General features: G+C 35.0%; 16 protein-coding genes and 4 tRNA genes. 18 read left to right on the top strand and 2 right to left on the bottom strand.

Going from position 1 to position 21515, the window contains the following annotated elements; all coding sequences use genetic code 11:
• Window positions 1–31 precede the first annotated feature (31 nt).
• The 16 genes from hpf to APR43_RS13520 all read left to right on the top strand — a co-directional run bounded on the left by hpf (window position 32) and on the right by APR43_RS13520 (window position 15291).
• Complete coding sequence (gene hpf / locus APR43_RS13595) at window positions 32–334, top strand: ribosome hibernation-promoting factor, HPF/YfiA family (protein ID WP_053472330.1); 303 nt, start codon at window positions 32–34, stop codon at window positions 332–334.
• Window positions 335–424: 90 nt separating this feature from the next.
• Window positions 425–498 (top strand) — tRNA-Thr (locus APR43_RS13590).
• A 121-nt stretch (window positions 499–619) separates the two neighbouring features.
• Window positions 620–700, top strand: a tRNA-Tyr gene (locus tag APR43_RS13585).
• Window positions 701–789: 89 nt separating this feature from the next.
• Window positions 790–861 (top strand) — tRNA-Thr (locus APR43_RS13580).
• A gap of 55 nt (window positions 862–916) precedes the next feature.
• Window positions 917–2104, top strand: a complete 1188-nt coding sequence (tuf, locus tag APR43_RS13575) for an elongation factor Tu (RefSeq protein ID WP_053472306.1) — start codon at window positions 917–919, stop codon at window positions 2102–2104.
• Between the two features lie 60 nt (window positions 2105–2164).
• Window positions 2165–2235 (top strand) — tRNA-Trp (locus tag APR43_RS13570).
• A gap of 18 nt (window positions 2236–2253) precedes the next feature.
• Window positions 2254–2451, top strand: a complete 198-nt coding sequence (gene secE / locus APR43_RS13565) for a preprotein translocase subunit SecE (protein ID WP_008466927.1) — start codon at window positions 2254–2256, stop codon at window positions 2449–2451.
• A 10-nt stretch (window positions 2452–2461) separates the two neighbouring features.
• Window positions 2462–3013, top strand: coding sequence for a transcription termination/antitermination protein NusG (nusG, locus tag APR43_RS13560; RefSeq protein ID WP_031456759.1), 552 nt, complete (start codon window positions 2462–2464; stop codon window positions 3011–3013).
• A 65-nt stretch (window positions 3014–3078) separates the two neighbouring features.
• Window positions 3079–3516 carry a 50S ribosomal protein L11 gene (gene rplK, locus APR43_RS13555; RefSeq protein WP_026713295.1) on the top strand — a complete coding sequence of 146 codons (438 nt, stop codon included), beginning with the start codon at window positions 3079–3081 and terminating at the stop codon, window positions 3514–3516.
• 13 nt (window positions 3517–3529) lie between these two features.
• On the top strand, window positions 3530–4219 hold the full coding sequence (gene rplA / locus APR43_RS13550) for a 50S ribosomal protein L1 (protein WP_012024013.1): 690 nt from the start codon (window positions 3530–3532) through the stop codon (window positions 4217–4219).
• A 22-nt stretch (window positions 4220–4241) separates the two neighbouring features.
• Window positions 4242–4745 carry a 50S ribosomal protein L10 gene (rplJ, locus tag APR43_RS13545; protein ID WP_053472305.1) on the top strand — a complete coding sequence of 168 codons (504 nt, stop codon included), beginning with the start codon at window positions 4242–4244 and terminating at the stop codon, window positions 4743–4745.
• Between the two features lie 92 nt (window positions 4746–4837).
• Window positions 4838–5209 carry a 50S ribosomal protein L7/L12 gene (gene rplL, locus APR43_RS13540; RefSeq protein ID WP_025572412.1) on the top strand — a complete coding sequence of 124 codons (372 nt, stop codon included), beginning with the start codon at window positions 4838–4840 and terminating at the stop codon, window positions 5207–5209.
• Window positions 5210–5474: 265 nt separating this feature from the next.
• Window positions 5475–9287 (top strand): DNA-directed RNA polymerase subunit beta, encoded by a 3813-nt coding sequence (gene rpoB / locus APR43_RS13535; RefSeq protein ID WP_053472304.1) that lies wholly within the window; start codon window positions 5475–5477, stop codon window positions 9285–9287.
• Window positions 9288–9574: 287 nt separating this feature from the next.
• Complete coding sequence (rpoC, locus tag APR43_RS13530; RefSeq protein ID WP_053472303.1) at window positions 9575–13882, top strand: DNA-directed RNA polymerase subunit beta'; 4308 nt, start codon at window positions 9575–9577, stop codon at window positions 13880–13882.
• Window positions 13883–13892: 10 nt separating this feature from the next.
• The gene (locus APR43_RS13525) at window positions 13893–14204 is read left to right on the top strand and encodes a DUF3467 domain-containing protein (protein WP_053472302.1); all 312 of its coding nucleotides are present in this window, start codon (window positions 13893–13895) and stop codon (window positions 14202–14204) included.
• A 352-nt stretch (window positions 14205–14556) separates the two neighbouring features.
• Complete coding sequence (locus tag APR43_RS13520; protein ID WP_053472301.1) at window positions 14557–15291, top strand: hypothetical protein; 735 nt, start codon at window positions 14557–14559, stop codon at window positions 15289–15291.
• A gap of 76 nt (window positions 15292–15367) precedes the next feature.
• On the opposite strand, the gene APR43_RS13515 is transcribed toward APR43_RS13520, so the two are convergent.
• The gene (locus APR43_RS13515; RefSeq protein ID WP_053472300.1) at window positions 15368–16960 is read right to left on the bottom strand and encodes a peptide chain release factor 3; all 1593 of its coding nucleotides are present in this window, start codon (window positions 16958–16960) and stop codon (window positions 15368–15370) included.
• A 157-nt stretch (window positions 16961–17117) separates the two neighbouring features.
• The gene (locus tag APR43_RS13510; protein ID WP_053472299.1) at window positions 17118–18557 is read right to left on the bottom strand and encodes an alpha-amylase; all 1440 of its coding nucleotides are present in this window, start codon (window positions 18555–18557) and stop codon (window positions 17118–17120) included.
• 490 nt (window positions 18558–19047) lie between these two features.
• Between APR43_RS13510 and APR43_RS13505 the strand changes: the two genes are divergently transcribed.
• Window positions 19048–20475 carry a peptidylprolyl isomerase gene (locus APR43_RS13505; protein ID WP_053472298.1) on the top strand — a complete coding sequence of 476 codons (1428 nt, stop codon included), beginning with the start codon at window positions 19048–19050 and terminating at the stop codon, window positions 20473–20475.
• A gap of 78 nt (window positions 20476–20553) precedes the next feature.
• Window positions 20554–21507, top strand: coding sequence for an AAA family ATPase (locus APR43_RS13500; RefSeq protein ID WP_053472297.1), 954 nt, complete (start codon window positions 20554–20556; stop codon window positions 21505–21507).
• Window positions 21508–21515: the final 8 nt, after the last annotated feature.

Genomic DNA, 21515 nt, shown 5'->3' with positions numbered 1-21515 from the left:
CTCTGAAATGTTTAACCCTAAAATAATTATTATGAAGGTAGATGTTCATGCAGTTAACTTTACTGTCGACAGAAAATTGGTGGATTTTATTCAAGAGAGAATGGATAAGCTGGAAAAGTATTACGACCGAGTTGTTTCGGCTGATGTTTTTTTAAAAGTTGAAAGAACAAGTGATAAGGAGAATAAGGCGGTAGAGATTAAGATTAATGTTCCGGGAGATGAGTTTTTGGTTAAAAAGCAATGCAAATCGTTTGAAGAAGCAGTTGAGCTTTCGGCAGAATCTTTAGAACGTTTATTGGTAAAAAGGAAAGAAAAAATAAGAGCACATATTTAATTGAAATTTTTTTTAAAAAATGTTTTGATTCAAAGATAAAATAGCTACATTTGCAGTCCGTTAGAAATAGCGGACTTTTTTAATGTATTCGCCGATGTAGCTCAGCTGGCTAGAGCAGCTGATTTGTAATCAGCAGGTCGTGGGTTCGAGTCCCTCTATCGGCTCAAAAATATTTCAAATGCGATTTGAAATTGGTTCTTTTAAAATATTGGAAAACAGAAATTTAGGACAAAAAATATGATTTGGAGAAATCTAAAATCTAAAATTTAAAGTCTAAAATTACAAGGGGAGATACTCAAGCGGCCAACGAGGGCAGACTGTAAATCTGCTGTGTGAACTTCGCAGGTTCGAATCCTGCTCTCCCCACAAAAAAAAGAAGTTAAGATTTCGGATTTTAGATTTTAGATTTTCAAAATCTAAAATCTGAATTCAAAAATCTAAAATCAGAACTCTCTGCCGGTGTAGCTCAGGGGTAGAGTGCTTCCTTGGTAAGGAAGAGGTCTCGGGTTCAAATCCCGACATTGGCTCAAGTAAGTAGGAAATTGAAAATTAATATATAACTAAGATTAAAAATTAAGTAAAATGGCAAAGGAGAATTTTAATCGTTCCAAACCGCACTTAAACATAGGTACAATTGGACACGTGGATCACGGAAAAACTACATTAACTGCTGCAATTACAAAAGTATTGTCAGATGCTGGTTACTGTCAAGCAAAATCGTTTGATCAAATCGATAACGCTCCAGAGGAGAAAGAAAGAGGTATTACTATTAATACATCTCACGTAGAGTATGAAACAGCTAACCGTCACTACGCTCACGTTGACTGTCCAGGTCACGCGGATTACGTAAAGAACATGGTTACTGGAGCAGCTCAAATGGACGGAGCTATCTTAGTAGTTGCTGCTACAGATGGTCCAATGCCACAAACTCGTGAGCACATCCTTTTAGGACGTCAGGTTGGTATTCCAAGAATCGTTGTTTTCATGAACAAAGTGGATATGGTTGATGATGCTGAGTTGTTAGAGCTTGTTGAAATGGAAATTAGAGATTTATTATCTTTCTACGAATATGATGGAGATAATGGTCCTGTTGTTCAAGGTTCTGCTTTAGGAGGATTGAATAATGATCCTGCTTGGGTACCAAAAATCATTGAATTAATGGAAGCTGTTGATGCTTGGATCGAAGAGCCAGTGCGTGACGTTGCTAAACCATTCTTGATGCCAGTTGAGGACGTATTTACAATTACTGGTCGTGGAACTGTTGCTACAGGTCGTATCGAAACTGGTATTGCTAATACAGGTGATGCTGTTGAAATCATTGGTATGGGAGCTGATAAATTAACTTCTACTATTACAGGAGTTGAGATGTTCCGTAAAATCCTTGATAGAGGTGAAGCTGGAGATAACGTAGGTTTATTGTTAAGAGGTATTGATAAAGAATCTATCAAAAGAGGAATGGTTATCATTAAGCCAGGATCAGTAAAACCACACGCTACTTTCAAAGCTGAGGTTTATATCTTGAAAAAAGAAGAAGGTGGACGTCATACTCCATTCCACAATAACTACCGTCCACAGTTCTACGTACGTACAACTGACGTAACAGGAGTTATTACTTTACCAGAAGGAGTAGAGATGGTAATGCCAGGAGATAACTTGACTATCAATGTTGCTTTATTAAGCCCAATCGCAATGAGCGTAGGTTTACGTTTTGCTATCCGTGAAGGTGGTAGAACTGTAGGTGCAGGTCAGGTGACTGAAATCATAGGATAATCCTATAACAAATTATAAAAAGCCAGTTGATTTTTTTAACGAAATCACTGGCTTTTAATTACGGGCGTAGTTCAAGGGTAGAATAGCGGTCTCCAAAACCGTTGATGGGGGTTCGAATCCCTCCGCCCGTGCAATAAAAATTATATCAAATGACAAAAGTTACTAATTATTTATCAGAGGCTTTCGAAGAATTAAAGTCAAATGTTACTTGGCCAGCTTGGGCTGAAGTTCAAAAATTGACAATTGTTGTGGCTGTATTTTCGATTCTGTTCGCTTTGGCAACTTGGGGAGTAGACGAATTTTTTGCAAAAGCTTTGGCTGGATTTTTTAACTGGTTAAAAGGATAATTTTTTTGTGATGGCAGATAATAATGTGAAAAAATGGTATGTGGTTAGAGCAGTAAGCGGCCAGGAAAATAAGGTTAAAGCTTACATCGAAACTGAGATTGCCAGACTAGGGATGGAGGATTATGTTTCCCAGGTTTTAGTGCCTACTGAAAAAGTAGTTACTGTAAAAGAGGGAAAAAAGATGTCTAAGGATAAAGTGTATTTTCCTGGATACGTTATGATTGAAGCTAACTTAGTTGGTGAGATACCTCATATTATTAAATCTATTACAAGTGTAATTGGTTTCTTAGGTGAGATTAAAGGAGGGGAACCTGTTCCTTTGAGATTGTCTGAGGTAAATCGTATGTTAGGTAAGGTAGATGAGCTAGCTGTAAATACAGATACTCGTGCTATTCCTTTCAGCTTAGGTGAAACGGTAAAAGTGATCGATGGTCCTTTTAACGGTTTCAATGGTACGGTTGAAAAAATCAATGAAGAAAAGCGTAAACTTGAAGTAATGGTTAAGATTTTCGGAAGAAAAACTCCATTAGAATTGAGTTTTATGCAAGTTGAAAAAGTATAATTTTTTGTTACATATAATATCTATCACAATCGCTTCCAATTGATTGTGTATTAAATTTTTTAAAAATGGCTAAAGAAATTAGTAAGGTAGTTAAACTACAAGTTAAGGGAGGTGCTGCGAACCCGTCGCCACCGGTTGGACCTGCTTTAGGAGCTGCTGGGGTTAATATCATGGAGTTCTGTAAGCAATTTAATGCTAGAACTCAGGATAAACCTGGCAAAATTTGTCCAGTGCAAATCACTGTGTACAAAGACAAATCATTCGATTTTGTTGTTAAGACTCCTCCAGCAGCAGTTCAGTTAATGGAAGCTGCAAAGCTAAAATCTGGTTCTGGTGAGCCTAATCGTAAAAAAGTAGCTAGTGTTACTTGGGAACAAATTAGAGCTATTGCTGAAGACAAAATGCCTGACTTAAATGCTTTTACAGTAGAAAAAGCAATGAGTATGGTTGCTGGAACAGCTAGATCTATGGGTATAACTGTATCAGGAGATGCTCCTTTTTAATTAAGAAAAAGACATGGCAAAATTAACAAAAAAGCAAAAAGAGGCTGCTTCAAAAATTGAAAAGAACAAATTATACTCTCTAAAAGATGCTGCGGCATTATTGAAAGTTGTTGCTTCTGCAAAATTTGATGAGTCTGTTGATATCGCAGTGCGTTTGGGTGTTGATCCAAGAAAAGCGAATCAAATGGTAAGAGGTGTGGTAACTTTACCTCACGGAACAGGAAAGGATGTTAAAGTATTAGCATTGGTTACTCCAGATAAAGAGGCTGAAGCAAGAGAAGCTGGAGCAGATCACGTTGGTCTTGATGATTACTTACAAAAAATTAAAGATGGTTGGACAGATGTTGATGTTATCATCACTATGCCGGCTGTTATGGGGAAATTAGGTCCATTAGGTCGTATTTTAGGACCTAGAGGTTTAATGCCAAACCCTAAAACAGGTACTGTAACTATGGATGTTGCAAAAGCTGTTCAAGAGGTTAAAGCTGGTAAAATTGACTTTAAAGTTGATAAAACTGGTATCGTTCACGCAGGAATTGGTAAAGTTTCTTTTGGAGCTGAGCAAATTGTTGACAACGCACACGAAATTATTCAAACATTAATAAAACTTAAACCAACTGCTGCTAAAGGTACATACATTAAAGGTATTCACCTTACAAGCACAATGAGTCCTGCTATTGCATTAGACCCAAAAGCAGTATAATTGGTAGTTAAAAATTTTTAGTATGACTAGAGAAGAAAAATCAATCGCGATTGAAAATTTAACTGCGCAGTTAGCTGGTACAAATATCATTTATGTATCTGATATTTCTGGTTTAAACGCAGAAACAACTTCAAGCTTACGTAGAGCTTGCTTTAAAGCAGGTATCAAATTAGAAGTTGTAAAGAACACTTTGCTTGCAAAAGCAATGGAAGCTTCTTCTACTGATTATGGTGACTTACCTTCAGTTTTGACTGGTAATAGTGCTATTTTCATTTCTGATGTAGCTAATGCTCCTGGAAAAATCATTAAAGATTTCCGTAAGAAATCTGATAAACCAGTTTTAAAAGGTGCTTTCATTAACAATGAAGTTTATATTGGAGATAACCAATTAGATGCACTAGCAACTATCAAGTCTAAAGAAGAGTTAATTGGAGAAATCATTGGATTATTACAATCTCCAGCTCAAAGAATTATTTCTGCTTTACAAAACAAATTCGCTGGTAGCGAAGAAGAAACTGAAGCATAATAATCAAAGCAGGGAAGCTTGCTTCCTTGTTGCTTAATTAGCGCACAATAAATAAATTATATTTTTACAAATCATTTTAAACGATAGAAAAAATGGCAGATTTGAAACAATTCGCAGAACAATTAGTTAACTTAACAGTTAAAGAAGTTAACGAATTAGCAACAATATTAAAAGACGAGTATGGTATCGAGCCTGCTGCTGCAGCTGTAGTAGTTGCTGCTGGTGGTGGAGAAGGTGCTGCTGAAGAAGCACAAACTGAATTTACAGTTGTATTAAAAGAAGCTGGTGCTTCTAAATTAGCAGTTGTAAAATTAGTTAAAGAACTTACAGGTTTAGGTCTTAAAGAAGCTAAAGATGTAGTTGACGGTGCTCCAAGTACTGTTAAAGAAGGTGTTTCTAAAGAAGAGGCTGAAGGTCTTAAAAAATCATTAGAAGAAGCTGGAGCTGTAGTTGAGCTTAAATAATTCAACTCAGTTTTAAGAACTAGGTTTAGGTCCTGAGTTAACACTCAAAGGCCTAAACCATTTTTCGTATAATAAAATACATTAAATTTTATTATCAAATAGTTTAAAATACGAAAAAGTTTTTGATCAATACGAAGAAAAAAAATGCAACTGATTTTATCTGTTTATTTTTAAAGATGTATTGATTTTAAAAAGAAAGTATAAACTAAGCACTGTGTTTTTACACAAAAAAATTACTTTTTTTTAATCAAAATTTTGTCCATTGATGATAACAAATCAGACTGAAAGATTGAATTTTGCCTCTACAAAAAACATTCCTGACTATCCGGATTTCCTGGATGTTCAGGTTAAATCTTTTAAGGATTTCTTCCAATTAGAAACGAAATCTGACGAAAGAGGCAACGAAGGGTTATACAATACCTTCATGGAAAACTTCCCAATTACAGATACAAGAAACAACTTTGTATTGGAATTCCTAGATTATTTTGTTGATCCGCCACGTTATACAATTCAAGAATGTATAGAGAGAGGTCTTACTTATAGTGTGCCTTTAAAAGCCAGGTTAAAACTATACTGTACAGATCCAGAACACGAAGATTTTGAAACAATTGTACAAGATGTATATCTTGGAACAATACCTTATATGACTCCTAGTGGTACTTTTGTAATCAATGGTGCCGAGCGTGTAGTAGTATCACAATTACACCGTTCTCCTGGGGTTTTCTTTGGACAGTCATTCCACGCAAATGGAACTAAACTTTATTCTGCGAGAGTAATTCCTTTTAAAGGATCTTGGATAGAATTCTCTACAGATATCAACAGCGTAATGTACGCTTATATCGATAGAAAGAAAAAATTACCTGTAACAACTTTATTCCGTGCTATCGGTTTCGAAAGAGATAAGGATATCCTTGAAATTTTCGACTTAGCAGAAGAGATTAAAGTTTCTAAAACTGGTATTAAGAAATATATTGGAAGAAGACTTGCTGCACGTGTATTGAACACATGGCACGAGGATTTCGTTGACGAGGATACTGGTGAGGTAGTTTCTATCGAACGTAACGAAATCATCCTTGATCGTGATACAATTATCGACAAAGATAATGTTGAAGAGATCATCGATTCTAACGTTAAATCTATCTTGTTACACAAAGAGGATAATAACCAGGCAGATTATGCTATTATCCACAACACGTTACAAAAAGATCCAACAAACTCTGAAAAAGAAGCTGTAGAGCACATTTACCGTCAGCTGCGTAACGCTGAACCGCCTGATGAGGAAACTGCTCGTGGTATTATAGATAAATTGTTCTTCTCTGATCAACGTTATAACTTAGGTGAAGTTGGTCGTTACAGAATGAACAAAAAATTAGATTTAGATATCCCAATGGATAAGCAAGTGCTTACCAAAGAAGATATCATTACAATCGTAAAATATTTGATCGAATTGATCAACTCTAAAGCAGAGATTGATGATATTGATCACTTATCAAACCGTCGTGTTAGAACAGTTGGTGAACAATTGTCTCAACAATTCGGTGTTGGTTTAGCACGTATGGCTAGAACTATTCGTGAGAGAATGAACGTTAGAGATAACGAGGTGTTTACACCAATTGATTTGATCAATGCTAAAACATTATCATCAGTTATCAACTCTTTCTTTGGTACTAACCAGTTATCTCAATTTATGGATCAAACGAATCCATTAGCTGAGATTACACACAAAAGAAGACTTTCTGCACTTGGACCAGGTGGACTTTCGAGAGAGAGAGCTGGTTTCGAGGTTCGTGACGTTCACTATACGCACTATGGTCGTTTATGTCCGATTGAAACTCCTGAGGGACCAAACATTGGTTTGATTTCATCTCTTGGTGTTTATGCAAAAGTAAACGGAATGGGATTCATCGAAACTCCATACCGTAAAGTAACTAATGGTGTAGTTGATTTAGAAAGTACTCCAATTTACTTAAGTGCTGAAGAAGAAGAAGGTAAAATGATTGCTCAGGCAAACATTGAAATGGACGAAACTGGTAAAATTACAGCTAGCAATGTTATTGCTCGTGAGGAAGGTGACTTCCCGGTTGTTGAACCATCTGTAGTTCATTATACAGACGTTGCTCCTAATCAGATTGCATCGATTTCTGCGTCATTGATTCCTTTCTTGGAGCATGATGATGCGAACCGTGCGTTGATGGGATCTAATATGATGCGTCAGGCAGTTCCTTTGATCCGTCCTGAAGCACCAATTGTAGGTACAGGTTTAGAGCGTCAGGTAGCTTCAGATTCAAGAGTATTAATCAATGCTGAAGGGCATGGAACTGTTGAATATGTTGATGCTAATATCATTACTATTAAATACGATCGTACAGAAGACGAGAGAATGGTTAGTTTTGATGCTGATGAGAAAACATACAACCTTATTAAATTTAGAAAAACCAATCAAGGTACAAGTATTAACTTGAAACCAATCGTAAGAAAAGGTGACAGAGTTATTCCTGGACAAGTATTATCAGAAGGATATGCTACTCAAAATGGAGAATTAGCTTTAGGTAGAAACTTAAAAGTTGCGTTCATGCCATGGAAAGGGTATAACTTCGAGGATGCGATTGTAATTTCTGAAAAAGTAGTTCGTGATGATATTTTTACATCTATCCACGTTGATGATTATTCATTAGAGGTTAGAGATACTAAGTTAGGAAACGAAGAGTTAACAAACGATATTCCTAACGTTTCTGAAGAAGCTACTAAAGATTTAGATGAAAACGGTATGATCAGAATTGGAGCAGAGGTTAAACCTGGCGACATTTTGATCGGAAAAATTACACCAAAAGGAGAATCAGATCCTACTCCAGAAGAGAAATTGCTTCGTGCAATCTTCGGGGATAAAGCAGGTGATGTAAAAGATGCTTCATTAAAAGCTTCTCCATCTTTACATGGTGTAGTTCTTGACAAAAAATTATTTGCAAGAGCCGTAAAAGATAAACGTAAACGTACTCAGGATAAAGATGCTTTAGGCGCTTTAGAAATGGAATTTGAAACTAAATTTGTTGAATTAAAAGACAGATTAGTTGAAAAATTATTCTTGATCGTTAACGGAAAAACTTCTCAAGGTGTAATGAATGATTTGGGTGAAGAAGTTTTACCAAAAGGTAAAAAATATACTCAAAAAATGCTTTACGCAGTAGAGGATTTTGCTCACTTAAGCAAAGGTCAATGGGTTGCTGATGACGCTACAAATAAAATGGTTAATGATTTAATTCATAACTATAAAATTAAGCTGAACGACTTACAAGGATCTTTAAGAAGAGAAAAATTCACTATTACAGTTGGAGATGAATTACCATCTGGAATCTTGAAATTGGCTAAAATCTATATCGCTAAAAAACGTAAGTTGAAAGTAGGGGATAAAATGGCAGGACGTCACGGTAACAAAGGTATTGTTGCAAGAATCGTTCGTCATGAAGATATGCCTTTCTTAGAAGATGGAACACCGGTAGATATCGTATTGAATCCACTTGGGGTACCTTCACGTATGAACATTGGTCAGATTTATGAGACTGTTCTTGGATGGGCTGGTATGAACTTGGGTAGAAAATTTGCTACTCCAATTTTTGACGGTGCTTCTCTTGATGAGATCAATGCCTTGACTGATGAAGCTAACGTACCACGTTTTGGACATACTTATCTTTATGATGGTGGAACTGGTGAGCGTTTTGCACAAAAAGCAACTGTGGGTGTAATTTACATGCTTAAATTAGGACACATGGTTGATGATAAGATGCACGCACGTTCTATCGGACCATACTCGTTGATTACACAACAACCACTTGGAGGTAAAGCTCAATTTGGAGGTCAGCGTTTTGGAGAGATGGAGGTTTGGGCACTTGAAGCTTATGGAGCTTCTAGTACACTACGTGAAATCTTAACTGTTAAGTCTGATGACGTTATTGGTAGAGCTAAAACTTACGAGGCTATCGTTAAGGGTGAAACTATGCCAGAACCAGGTTTACCAGAATCATTTAATGTATTAATGCACGAATTGAAAGGTCTAGGTCTAGATCTTCGTTTGGAAGAGTAATAAAAGTTTTCAGTCACAGTCTCAGCATTCAGTTCCGTACTGAAAATTGAGACTGCTAACTGTGACTAAATATTAGAGTTTTTAAGATTTATACCCGTAACCCGTTCCGATTTTTTATAATAATGCAAGGCATTTTATAACTAGCGCTTCAAATTAAGTTTGGAGTTTAGAGAAGTAACTCGTGGTAAGCGTAATGATTTAACTCTTTTTTAAAGGGAACTTTTTGAAAGATGTAGATTGTGAATCTAAATCAATTTTTAATAGCAAGTAAATCAATAGTAAAAACTATGATGAATAATAGAAATAATAAAGATAAGAATCCAATTAAAAGATTTAACAAAATCTCTATTGGATTGGCTTCACCAGAATCTATCTTGAAAGAATCAAGAGGAGAGGTTTTAAAGCCAGAAACAATCAACTACAGAACTCACAAACCAGAACGTGACGGACTTTTCTGCGAAAGAATCTTCGGACCTGTTAAGGATTTTGAATGTGCTTGTGGTAAATATAAAAGAATTCGTTACAAAGGTATCATCTGTGACCGTTGTGGTGTTGAAGTTACTGAGAAAAAAGTACGTCGTGACAGAGTAGGACACATCAACCTTGTTGTGCCAATTGCTCATATCTGGTACTTCCGTTCTCTTCCAAACAAAATTGGTTATATCCTTGGTCTTCCATCTAAGAAATTAGATATGATCATTTACTACGAAAGATACGTAGTAATCCAGGCTGGTATTGCTAAAAATGCAGATGGAGAATCTTTACAAAGACTTGATTTCTTAACTGAAGAAGAATATTTGAATATTTTAGATACTCTTCCACAGGAAAACCAATATTTAGATGATTTAGATCCAAATAAATTTGTTGCCAAAATGGGAGCAGAGTGTATTATGGATTTATTGGCTCGTATTGACTTAGATGCTTTATCTTATGAATTAAGACACAGCGCTAACAACGAAACATCTAAACAACGTAAAACTGAAGCTTTAAAAAGATTACAAGTTGTTGAGTCTTTCCGTGAGTCTAACGAAAACCGCGAAAACCGTCCAGAATGGATGATTATGAAAGTGGTTCCAGTTATCCCACCAGAATTACGTCCGCTTGTGCCGCTTGATGGAGGTCGTTTTGCAACTTCAGATTTGAACGACTTATATCGTCGTGTAATCATCCGTAACAACCGTTTAAAAAGATTAATGGAGATTAAAGCTCCAGAAGTTATCTTAAGAAACGAGAAACGTATGTTGCAAGAATCTGTAGATTCATTATTTGATAACACTCGTAAAGCTTCTGCTGTTAAAACAGAATCTAACAGACCATTAAAATCATTATCTGACTCATTAAAAGGTAAGCAAGGACGTTTCCGTCAAAACTTACTTGGAAAACGTGTGGATTATTCTGCTCGTTCGGTAATTGTTGTTGGTCCTGAGTTAAAATTATTCGAATGCGGATTGCCAAAAGATATGGCATCTGAATTATACAAACCTTTCGTTATCCGTAAATTGATTGAAAGAGGTATTGTAAAAACAGTAAAATCTGCTAAGAAAATCATAGACAAAAAAGAGCCGGTAGTTTGGGATATTTTAGAAAATGTAATTAAAGGACACCCAGTATTACTGAACCGTGCTCCTACTTTACACAGACTTGGTATTCAGGCTTTCCAGCCAAAATTAATTGAAGGAAAAGCGATCCAGTTACACCCATTAGTATGTACGGCTTTCAACGCCGATTTCGATGGTGACCAGATGGCGGTTCACTTACCTTTAGGACCAGAAGCTATTTTAGAGGCTCAATTATTAATGTTGGCTTCTCACAATATCTTGAACCCTGCAAATGGTGCACCTATTACAGTACCTTCTCAAGACATGGTTTTGGGTCTATATTATATGACCAAAGAACGTATTTCTACAGAAGATCACATTATTTTAGGTCAGGATTTGACTTTCTATTCTGCTGAAGAAGTAAACATTGCATTAAACGAAGGAAGATTAGAATTGAATGCTCGTGTTAAAATTAGAGCAAAAGATTTTAATGATGCTGGAGAATTAGTGTACAAAATTATTCAAACAACTGCAGGACGTGTATTATTTAATGAAGTAGTACCTGAAGCAGCTGGATATATCAATGATGTATTGACTAAGAAAAACCTTAGAGATATTATCGGACACATTTTAAGTGTGACTGATGTACCTACAACGGCAGCTTTCTTGGATAATATGAAAGATATGGGGTATAAATTCGCATTTAGAGGAGGTTTATCATTCTCTTTAGGTGATATTAGAATTCCAGAACAAAAAACAAAATTAATTGCAGATGCCAGAGAGCAAGTTGAAGGTATTTCTGTGAATTATAACATGGGTCTTATTACCAATAACGAACGTTACAACCAAGTTATTGACGTATGGACTTCAGCAAATGCTCAGTTAACAGAATTAGCAATGAAAAATATTAGAGAGGACCAACAAGGTTTCAACTCTGTATATATGATGCTTGACTCTGGGGCGAGGGGTTCTAAGGAACAGATTCGTCAGTTAACTGGTATGCGTGGTTTGATGGCTAAGCCTAAAAAATCTACTGCTGGTGGTGGTGAGATTATTGAAAACCCGATTCTGTCTAACTTTAAGGAAGGTCTTTCGATTCTTGAGTACTTTATTTCTACTCACGGTGCTCGTAAAGGACTTGCGGATACGGCTCTTAAAACGGCCGATGCCGGATACTTAACAAGAAGGCTTCATGACGTTTCTCAAGATGTTATTGTTAACATAGAAGATTGTGGAACTTTAAGAGGTGTTGAAGTTTCTGCATTGAAGAAAAATGAGGAAATCGTTGAATCATTAGGAGAAAGAATTTTAGGACGTGTTGCATTGCAAGATGTTATAAACCCACTTACTAATGAAGTAATGGTTCAATCTGGCCAGCAAATTACTGAAGCAATTATGAGAACTATCGAAGCTTCTCCAATTGAAAAAGTAGAGGTTAGATCTCCATTAACTTGTGAAGCTTTAAAAGGTATTTGTGCTAAATGTTACGGTAGAAACTTAGCTACTGGTAAGATGACACAAAGAGGTGAAGCTGTTGGAGTTATTGCAGCTCAGTCTATTGGAGAGCCAGGTACACAGTTAACACTTCGTACGTTCCACGTTGGAGGGGTTGCTGGAGGTATTTCTGAAGAATCTAGTATCATTACAAGATTCAACGGTAGACTTGAGATTGAAGATTTAAAAACTGTTAAAGGTGAAGACAGCGAAGGTAATGCGGTAGATATCGTAGTATCACGTTCAACTGAATTAAAATTAGTTGATGAGAAAACTGGAATCGTCTTAAATACACATAACATTCCTTACGGTTCTAGTATCTTTGTTAAAGATGGAGAAACTGTTGCTAAAGGAACTGTAATCTGTAAGTGGGACCCTTATAATGGTGTAATTGTTTCTGAGTTTACTGGTAAGATTGCTTACGAGGATTTAGAGCAAGGACAATCATTCATGGTAGAGATCGATGAGCAGACTGGTTTCCAGGAAAAAGTAATTTCTGAGGCTAGAAATAAAAAATTAATCCCAACGTTATTAGTTTATGGTAAAGAAGGTGAATTAATTCGTTCTTACAACTTACCAGTAGGTGCACACTTAATGGTTGAAAACGGTGAGAAAATTAAAGCAGGTAAAGTATTAGTAAAAATCCCACGTCGTTCTTCTAAAGCAGGCGATATCACGGGAGGTTTACCAAGAATTACTGAGTTGCTTGAGGCTCGTAACCCTTCAAACCCAGCAGTTGTATCTGAAATTGATGGTGTTGTTTCTTTTGGAAAAATCAAAAGAGGTAACCGTGAGATCGTTATCGAATCTAAATTTGGTGAGATTAAAAAGTATTTAGTTAAACTTTCTAGCCAAATCTTAGTACAAGAAAATGACTTCGTAAGAGCGGGAGTTCCATTGTCTGACGGTGCAATTACACCAGATGATATCTTGAGAATTCAAGGACCGGCTGCTGTTCAACAGTACTTGGTAAATGAAATTCAAGAGGTTTACCGTTTACAAGGGGTAAAAATTAATGACAAGCACTTTGAGGTAGTTATTCGTCAAATGATGCGTAAAGTAAGAGTTCAGGATCCAGGAGATACATTATTCCTGGAAGATCAATTAATTCACACTAAAGATTTCATCGTTCAAAACGATAAATTATATGGTATGAAAGTAGTTGAAGACGCTGGAGATTCTGCTGTATTGAAACCAGGTCAGATTATTTCACCTCGTGAGTTACGTGATGAGAATTCATTATTGAAACGAAATGATAAAAATCTTGTTGTAGCAAGAGACGTAATTACTGCAACTGCAACGCCAGTTCTTCAAGGTATTACAAGAGCTTCGTTACAAACTAAATCATTCATTTCTGCGGCTTCATTCCAGGAGACAACGAAAGTACTTAACGAAGCTGCAGTAGCTGGTAAAGTAGATGATCTAGAAGGATTAAAAGAAAATGTAATTGTTGGACACAGAATTCCTGCGGGAACTGGTATGAGAGAATATGATAACACTATCGTAGGATCTAAAGACGATTACAATGAAATGATGGCTAATAAAGAAGAATATATTTATTAATTAGGAAACTATGAGTAATCCGAAACAACAACAAGAGCAAATTAACATTGAGTTAGACGAAAGTATTGCAGAAGGAATTTATTCTAATCTTGCGATTATCAACCACTCATCATCAGAGTTTGTTTTAGATTTTGTCAGCATTATGCCGGGTATTCCTAAAGCCAAGGTAAAGTCAAGAATTGTCTTGACACCACAACATGCTAAAAGATTGTTAAGAGCAATAGGTGAAAATATCCATAGATTTGAGGCCGCTCACGGCGAAATCAAAGAAACGGAACAAGCACCAATACCGCTTAATTTTGGTCCGGCAGGACAAGCATAAATTTTAAAGCCCCATTTTAATGGGGCTTTTTTTTTGCTGTAGAGTTACAATAAATGCAGTTAATCTGATTTAATATACTTTAATCGACTAAATTTTCCTGCGTGGTTATATTGTTCTAATTTGGCTCTGCCTATGAAAGATTAATTTTTGAAATATAATGACTTAGTAAGGTTGATTTAATTCAAATTAAAAAAAAGCGCTAATCAAATTAGCGCTTTTTTTATGCCTAAAAATGAATAAATCAATTTATAATTTGAAAATATTTTGATCGCTTCCCAACCTTTTAATTTAAAATATACTCTATATAGATAAGAACCATTACAAAAGGTTTTAACTTAAATAAAGTATTAGTATGAAAAAGAAATTCACCTTAGAAATAAAAAATCCTTGCTCTGAAAATTTTGATAAAATGATTCCAAATGCAGGTGGTTCATTTTGTGATTCATGCATGAAAAATGTAATTGATTTAAGTAAAAAAACGAATTCTGAAGTTGCCAGGTTCATTGCCGGAAATAAAGATGCAAACATATGTGCACGATTAAAAACAACGCAGCTTGAAGAACAATTTGAATACAGCGAAACTTCTAAAATCAATACTTTAAAATATGCGGCAGTTGCAGCAACTATTTTACTTGCCTCAAACCTTACTGCACAAGAAAAAGAGCCTGTTAAAATCGAAAAAGCCTGTGCAGAGCCAATGTACAAATTAGGCGAAGTAGCATATAACCAAACAGTAAACGAAGAAGTTTTGATAACAGTAAAAGGAAAATTATTAGAAGCAAAAACACATAAACCTTTTAATAAAGAAACATATCCAGATTTAATGTTATCTGTTAATGGTTCAGAAACTCCTGTGAAAGTAAATCAAAAAACGGGAGAATTTACTATAGCAGCGCAAGTTGCAAAAACTAGTAAAACGCTAATAGTTACAATTTCAGGAAGCGATTATTATCTTTCAAAAGAAATACCTTTTACTATGAAAGCAGTTAAAAATAATGTTTTATCACAAAATATAATTGTTGATGCAGATGAGCTGACTAAAATTTTTATTGCCGGCGGATTAGGAATTAATTATACAGATCAATAAAACAAAATGTTGGGGATTGTAATGAAAAAAGGCTGTCTAATAGTAGACAGCCTTTTTATATTTTCTAAAGAAGTGATTAATCAAATTCAGAAGTGAAGTATAATTTCACACTTGGATATTTACTTTGTGTCATTTGAATTGTAAAATCAGAATCGGCTAAAAATACCAGCTGACCATATTTATCATGCGCAAGGAATTTTTGTTTGATACGTTTAAATTCTTTGAATTCTTCATTTTTAGCATCATCAGGTTTTACCCAGCAAGCTTTGTGAACAGGGAAGTTTTCGTAAGTACATTTTGCACCATATTCGTGTTCTAAACGATATTGAATTACTTCATATTGAAGCGCTCCAACAGTTCCAATAACTTTACGATTGTTCATCTCTAAAGTAAACAACTGCGCTACACCTTCGTCCATTAACTGATCAACTCCTTTTTCTAATTGCTTAGCTTTCATCGGATCAGCGTTGTTGATGTATCTAAAGTGTTCCGGAGAGAAACTCGGAATTCCTTTAAAGCTCATTACTTCACCTTCTGTTAAAGTATCTCCAATTTTAAAGTTTCCGGTATCGTGTAAACCAACAATATCTCCAGGATAAGAAATATCAACGATTTCTTTTTTCTCTGCGAAAAAGGCATTCGGGCTTGAAAATTTTAAATTTTTCTTCTGGCGAACGTGGTAATAAGGTTTGTTTCTTTCAAAAGTTCCCGAAACAATTTTTATAAAAGCTAAACGGTCACGGTGTTTCGGATCCATGTTAGCGTGAATTTTAAATACAAAACCAGACATTTTTTCTTCTGCCGGATCAACCAAACGAGTTTCAGAATCTTTTGGTCTTGGTGAAGGAGCAATCGCCACGAAACAATCTAACAATTCGCGAACTCCAAAATTATTCAAAGCAGAACCAAAAAATACAGGCTGGATTTTTCCATCTAAATAATCCTGACGTTCAAATTTTGGATAAACTTCATCAATTAATTCTAATTCTTCACGAAGTTTTTCAGCTGCTTTTTGACCAACAATTTTATCTAATTCAGGATTGTTTTGAACATCAGAGAAAGCAATAGTTTCTTCGATATTTTTACGGCTGTCTCCGCTGAAAAGATTGATGTTTTCTTCCCAAAGATTATAAATACCCTGAAAATCATAACCCATTCCGATAGGGAAACTTAAAGGAGTAACTTTTAATCCCAGTTTTTGTTCCACTTCATCCATCAAATCAAAAGCATCTTTACCTTCACGGTCTAACTTATTGATGAAAACAATCATAGGAATGTTACGCATTCTACAAACAGCAACCAATTTTTCCGTTTGTTCCTCAACCCCTTTTGCAACGTCAATAACCACAATTACACTATCAACAGCAGTAAGAGTTCTAAATGTATCTTCGGCAAAATCCTTATGTCCCGGAGTATCAAGGATATTGATTTTTTTATCTTTATAATTAAAAGCAAGTACAGAAGTCGAAACCGAAATACCTCTTTGGCGTTCGATTTCCATAAAATCACTCGTTGCTCCTTTTTTAATTTTATTATTTTTTACAGCTCCAGCTTCCTGAATCGCCCCTCCAAATAACAATAATTTTTCCGTTAATGTTGTTTTACCGGCATCGGGATGCGATATAATTCCAAATGTTCTTCTGCGTTGTATTTCTTTTAAAAAGCTCATATTTTGTATAAATAGGTTGCAAAAGTACTATTAATTACGGCTTAATAAAAATATTCAGTTCTTAAATTGAAAGCGATAAGTTTTCAAAACAGTACTTTTTATAAAAAAAAATAAGGCTGTTTTTAAAAACAGCCTTACATTGATATTGAAAAATAAATTATTGGTTAATTGACCAAACAGAATATCCTTTTGGCGGACATTGAATTTTTACCCATTTATCTGCCTGAGTTGTTGGATACCAGGTTGAATTCCCTGTAAAATCTTTAATCTGCGTATTAGCCCAATTGGTTTGAATCCATCTTTCCTGCCAAGCGTCCGAATTATTGATGTAAACTACTAACCCCGGATTTCCGTTATAACCGTTTCTTCTTGCTACATATTCATCATTATCAGAATATAAAATAGAAGTTGTACCTGTTGCTTTATTGTTGTGAATCCAGATCAAGTTGTTTAATTTCGCTTTATCCAGCCATTCTTCATAATCTCTATAGAAAATTGTTGGATAACCTTCGTGAGTTAAAATATAAGAATACGCCAGCATTTTGCTCCAAATTTCATCTGTATCATGATTCGTTACAAAAGTCACCGCTTTGTACGGATTTCTTTTCCACATCATATCATCATTTAAAAGCGCCAGATTATTACCGTCAAAAGCGTCGTTCATTTTGTAATAACAAGCAAAGTCAAAAACAGAGCTGTTAGCAGCGTTTGCCCAGTCATTTAATACATTTACGTTTGAATCCCATAATTCTCCAACCGAAAAACCGCCTACATTAGCGTTCCATGAATTTACAACCCACGCGCCAAATCCTTTTACGTAGTCAAATCTCCAGCCGTCAAACTTCATGGTATTTTTGTAATATTTACCAACTCCGTCAGCTCTCAGCCAAAGCCAGTCCTGAACATGAGGATTTGCATGGCATAAATCAGGGAAACCGCCAAAAGCGCCTTCATCATTATTTCCGTAGCTGTTTTTATAGAAGTCATTATAATTACGTGTAAATTTTCCAGAAGCAACACCGCTGAAATTTGTCCACGTGCTGGTGCCTGTATACGGATTTGCTTCAGATTGACCGCCGCTGTTGTGATTAATTACGATATCGGCATACACTTTTATGTTTTCTGTGTGAGCAGACGTTATTAGGCTTACTAATTCTGTTTTAGAACCAAAACGAGTTTCGGTACTTCCATTTTGATTGTAATCTCCAAAATCAAAATAATCCGTTGGATCATATCCCATAGAAAATGCTCCATTTTGAGCTTTAGAAGCGGGTGGAAGCCAGATAGAGCCAATTCCGGCATTTCCCCAGGCAGTCACTTTTCCTTTTACGGTATTCCACCAGTTTCCACCAGCAGGAACATCCCAATAAAAAGCCTGCATCATTACGCCGCCACCAGGATTATCTACATATTTTCCTGTAGGGGAAGATAAAGAAGCTCCGGTGCTAAAAGGTTTACCATCGTGGTGAGTCACGTTGATAATTTTAAATTGCTGACTTTCTGCTTTAGCGTCAACATCATTCGTTTCATTTGTACAAGAATACAAAAAGGTTGTAATTGCAGTAAGAAAAAATAATCTTACAATAGGTTTTTTCATAATAGATTGTGGTTAAGGTTAAATTAATAAAGTTTGAAATTGCTAATTTTAAGACTTCAAAAACAAGATATTCTTATTTTTTGCCGCCATAAATTATTAATAACGCACCTAAAGTAAGGGTTTTTTGATTCGATTTGTTTTTGTAGGAAAATAGTTTTACAACGAAAACGTTGTAGTGTTTAAAACTTTTTTTTAGAGGCTTGAAAATCAATTAGAATTATTTTGACTCTTTTTGAGTTAAGAGCTTTTTGAAAAAGAAAAAGATTGGAGAATTAAACTTCTTATCGTGAATTTAAATACGATCCACATAATTTTTTGTTAATACTATGGCTGATAGTTGTATTATGTAATTGAATTGTTATTTTTGTTCGTTTTATAAAAGAAAACAGAAGTTCATTATTTAGTTTTTCAGAATCGTTTTTGAAAATAAATAATAGCCAGTTAAATTTTAGAATACAGATCTTTACATCCAAAAATTAAATTTAAAATAATGTCATTAAAAAAATTGCAACTAAAAACAATTGATTATAAGGTAGTCTTAACAATGTGTTTTTTATTTTTTTTCAACTCAATAATTTCAGCACAGGAAATTATTAAGGATGTTGTAGCCGAAAAGCCGGTAGAAACTGTACACGGTAAACAAAAAATTGACGGTATCATTGCTACGGTTGGAGATTATATTGTTTTAGATTCTGATATTGATAAAGGTTATTTAGAGATTGCAAGCCAGGGTGGTAATACTAAAGATATTACAAGATGCCAAATGCTTGGTAAACTTTTAGAAGATAAATTATACGCGCACCAGGCCATTCAGGATAGTATTATTGTAAGTGATGCTGAAGTTAGAGGGATGATGGAAGAGCGTTTGAATTATATGATTCAACAAGTTGGAGATATCAATAAAGTAGTAGAATACTATAAAAAGAGTTCTGTAGAAGAATTTAAAACGTATTTTGCGGACATCTTAAAAGAGCAAAAATTAGCCTCAGAAATGAGAGATAAAATTGTAAAAGATGTAGAGATTACTCCAGAGGAAGTTCGTAATTTCTTTAAAAAAATCCCTAAAGATGAATTACCAACTTTTGGAGCTGAAATGGAAGTAGCGCAGATTGTTACTGAACCTAAAGTTTCTAATGAAGATAAACAGAAAGTTAAAGATAGATTAAACGCTATTAGACAAGATGTTTTAGAAGGTTCAAGTTTTGCTACAAAAGCAGTTTTGTACTCTCAGGATCCGGGATCTGCACCAAATGGAGGTTACTATAAAATGACACGTAAAACGCCTTTCGTAAAAGAATTTAAAGACGTAGCATTTAGTTTGCAGGAAGGTGAAATTTCGCAGCCATTTGAAACTACTTTTGGTTTCCATATTATAATGGTTGACAAAATAAAAGGACAGGAAGTTGAATTAAGACATATTTTAATTGCTCCGGTTGTTTCTGAAAGTGCTTTGAAAGAAGCTAAAGAAAGAGCAGCAAATATTAGAGAGAAAATTGTAAGCAAGCAAATTACTTTTGCAGAGGCTGCAAGAACAGAATCTGACGAAAAGGAAACCAGAGCAAACGGAGGAACTTTAATAAATCCAAATACTCAGGATACTCGTTTTGAATTAACTAAAATGGATCCAACTTTATACGGTCAGGTTTCAAATTTAAAAGATGATGAAGTTTCTCAGCCGCTTTTAAATACGGATGATAAAGGAAAGAAAACGTATAAGCTGATCACTGTTACAAACAGAATCGACGAGCATACTGCTGACTACGCTAAAGATTATACAAAAATTAAAGAATTAGCTTTAAAAGAAAAACAAATCAACGCAATTGCAAAATGGTTTGATACTAAAATTAAAGATACATATATCAAAATTATTGGAGAGTACAGAGATTGTACGTTTGCTAATAACTGGTTGAAAAAATAATTTTTATTAAATAAAGAAAAAGAGTTAGTTTTATGAATTCATTCAACTAACTCTTTTTAATTTAAAATACATTCATAAATGTCTGACGTAACAGCAATTCATAACTTAGTTCAGAAACGCAACGAATTAAAAAACGAAATAGCAAAAATCATTGTAGGGCAGGATGCCGTTGTTGACCAAATTTTACTTTGTATATTTTCTGGAGGACACGCTCTTTTAATAGGAGTTCCTGGTTTGGCAAAAACTTTAATGATTAATACTTTATCTCAAGCTTTAGGTTTAGATTTTAAAAGAATTCAGTTCACACCGGATTTAATGCCTTCGGATATTTTAGGAAGTGAAATTTTAGATGAAAACAGACATTTTAAATTCATAAAAGGGCCAATTTTTTCTAATATCATTTTGGCTGATGAGATCAACAGAACGCCGCCAAAAACGCAGGCAGCTTTATTGGAAGCAATGCAGGAACGTTCGGTTACAATTGCAGGACAAAACTATAAATTAGATTTACCTTATTTTGTACTGGCAACACAAAACCCAATTGAGCAGGAAGGAACTTATCCTTTGCCGGAAGCACAATTAGACCGTTTTATGTTTGCGATTAAATTAGAATATCCAACTTTTGAAGAAGAAGTAAAAGTTGTAAAACAAACTACATCTGATAATAAAGTAGAAATAAGCCCATTATTTACAGCGCAGGAAATTATTGATTTCCAACATTTAATAAGAAGAATTCCTGTTGCCGATAATGTTATTGAATATGCAGTAACTCTGGTAAGTAAAACACGTCCTGATAATGCTTTGTCAAATGATTTTGTTAAAAATTATCTGGATTGGGGAGCAGGACCGAGAGCTTCGCAAAACTTGATTTTGGCAGCAAAAGCCCACGCAGCTTTCAATGGTAAATTTTCGCCGGATATTGAAGATGTAAAAGCAGTGGCAACCGGAATTTTACGCCACAGAATTATTAAAAACTACAAAGCAGACGCTGAAGGAATAACGGAAGAAGTTATTATTAAAAAGCTGATGTAAGATATATC

Source organism: Flavobacterium sp. NLM, assembly GCF_002210235.1.
In the GTDB taxonomy this organism is placed as follows: Bacteria; Bacteroidota; Bacteroidia; order Flavobacteriales; family Flavobacteriaceae; genus Flavobacterium; species Flavobacterium panici.
The sequence above is the reverse complement of the archived record's forward strand: the minus strand, read 5'-3'. Positions and strand labels throughout refer to the sequence as shown.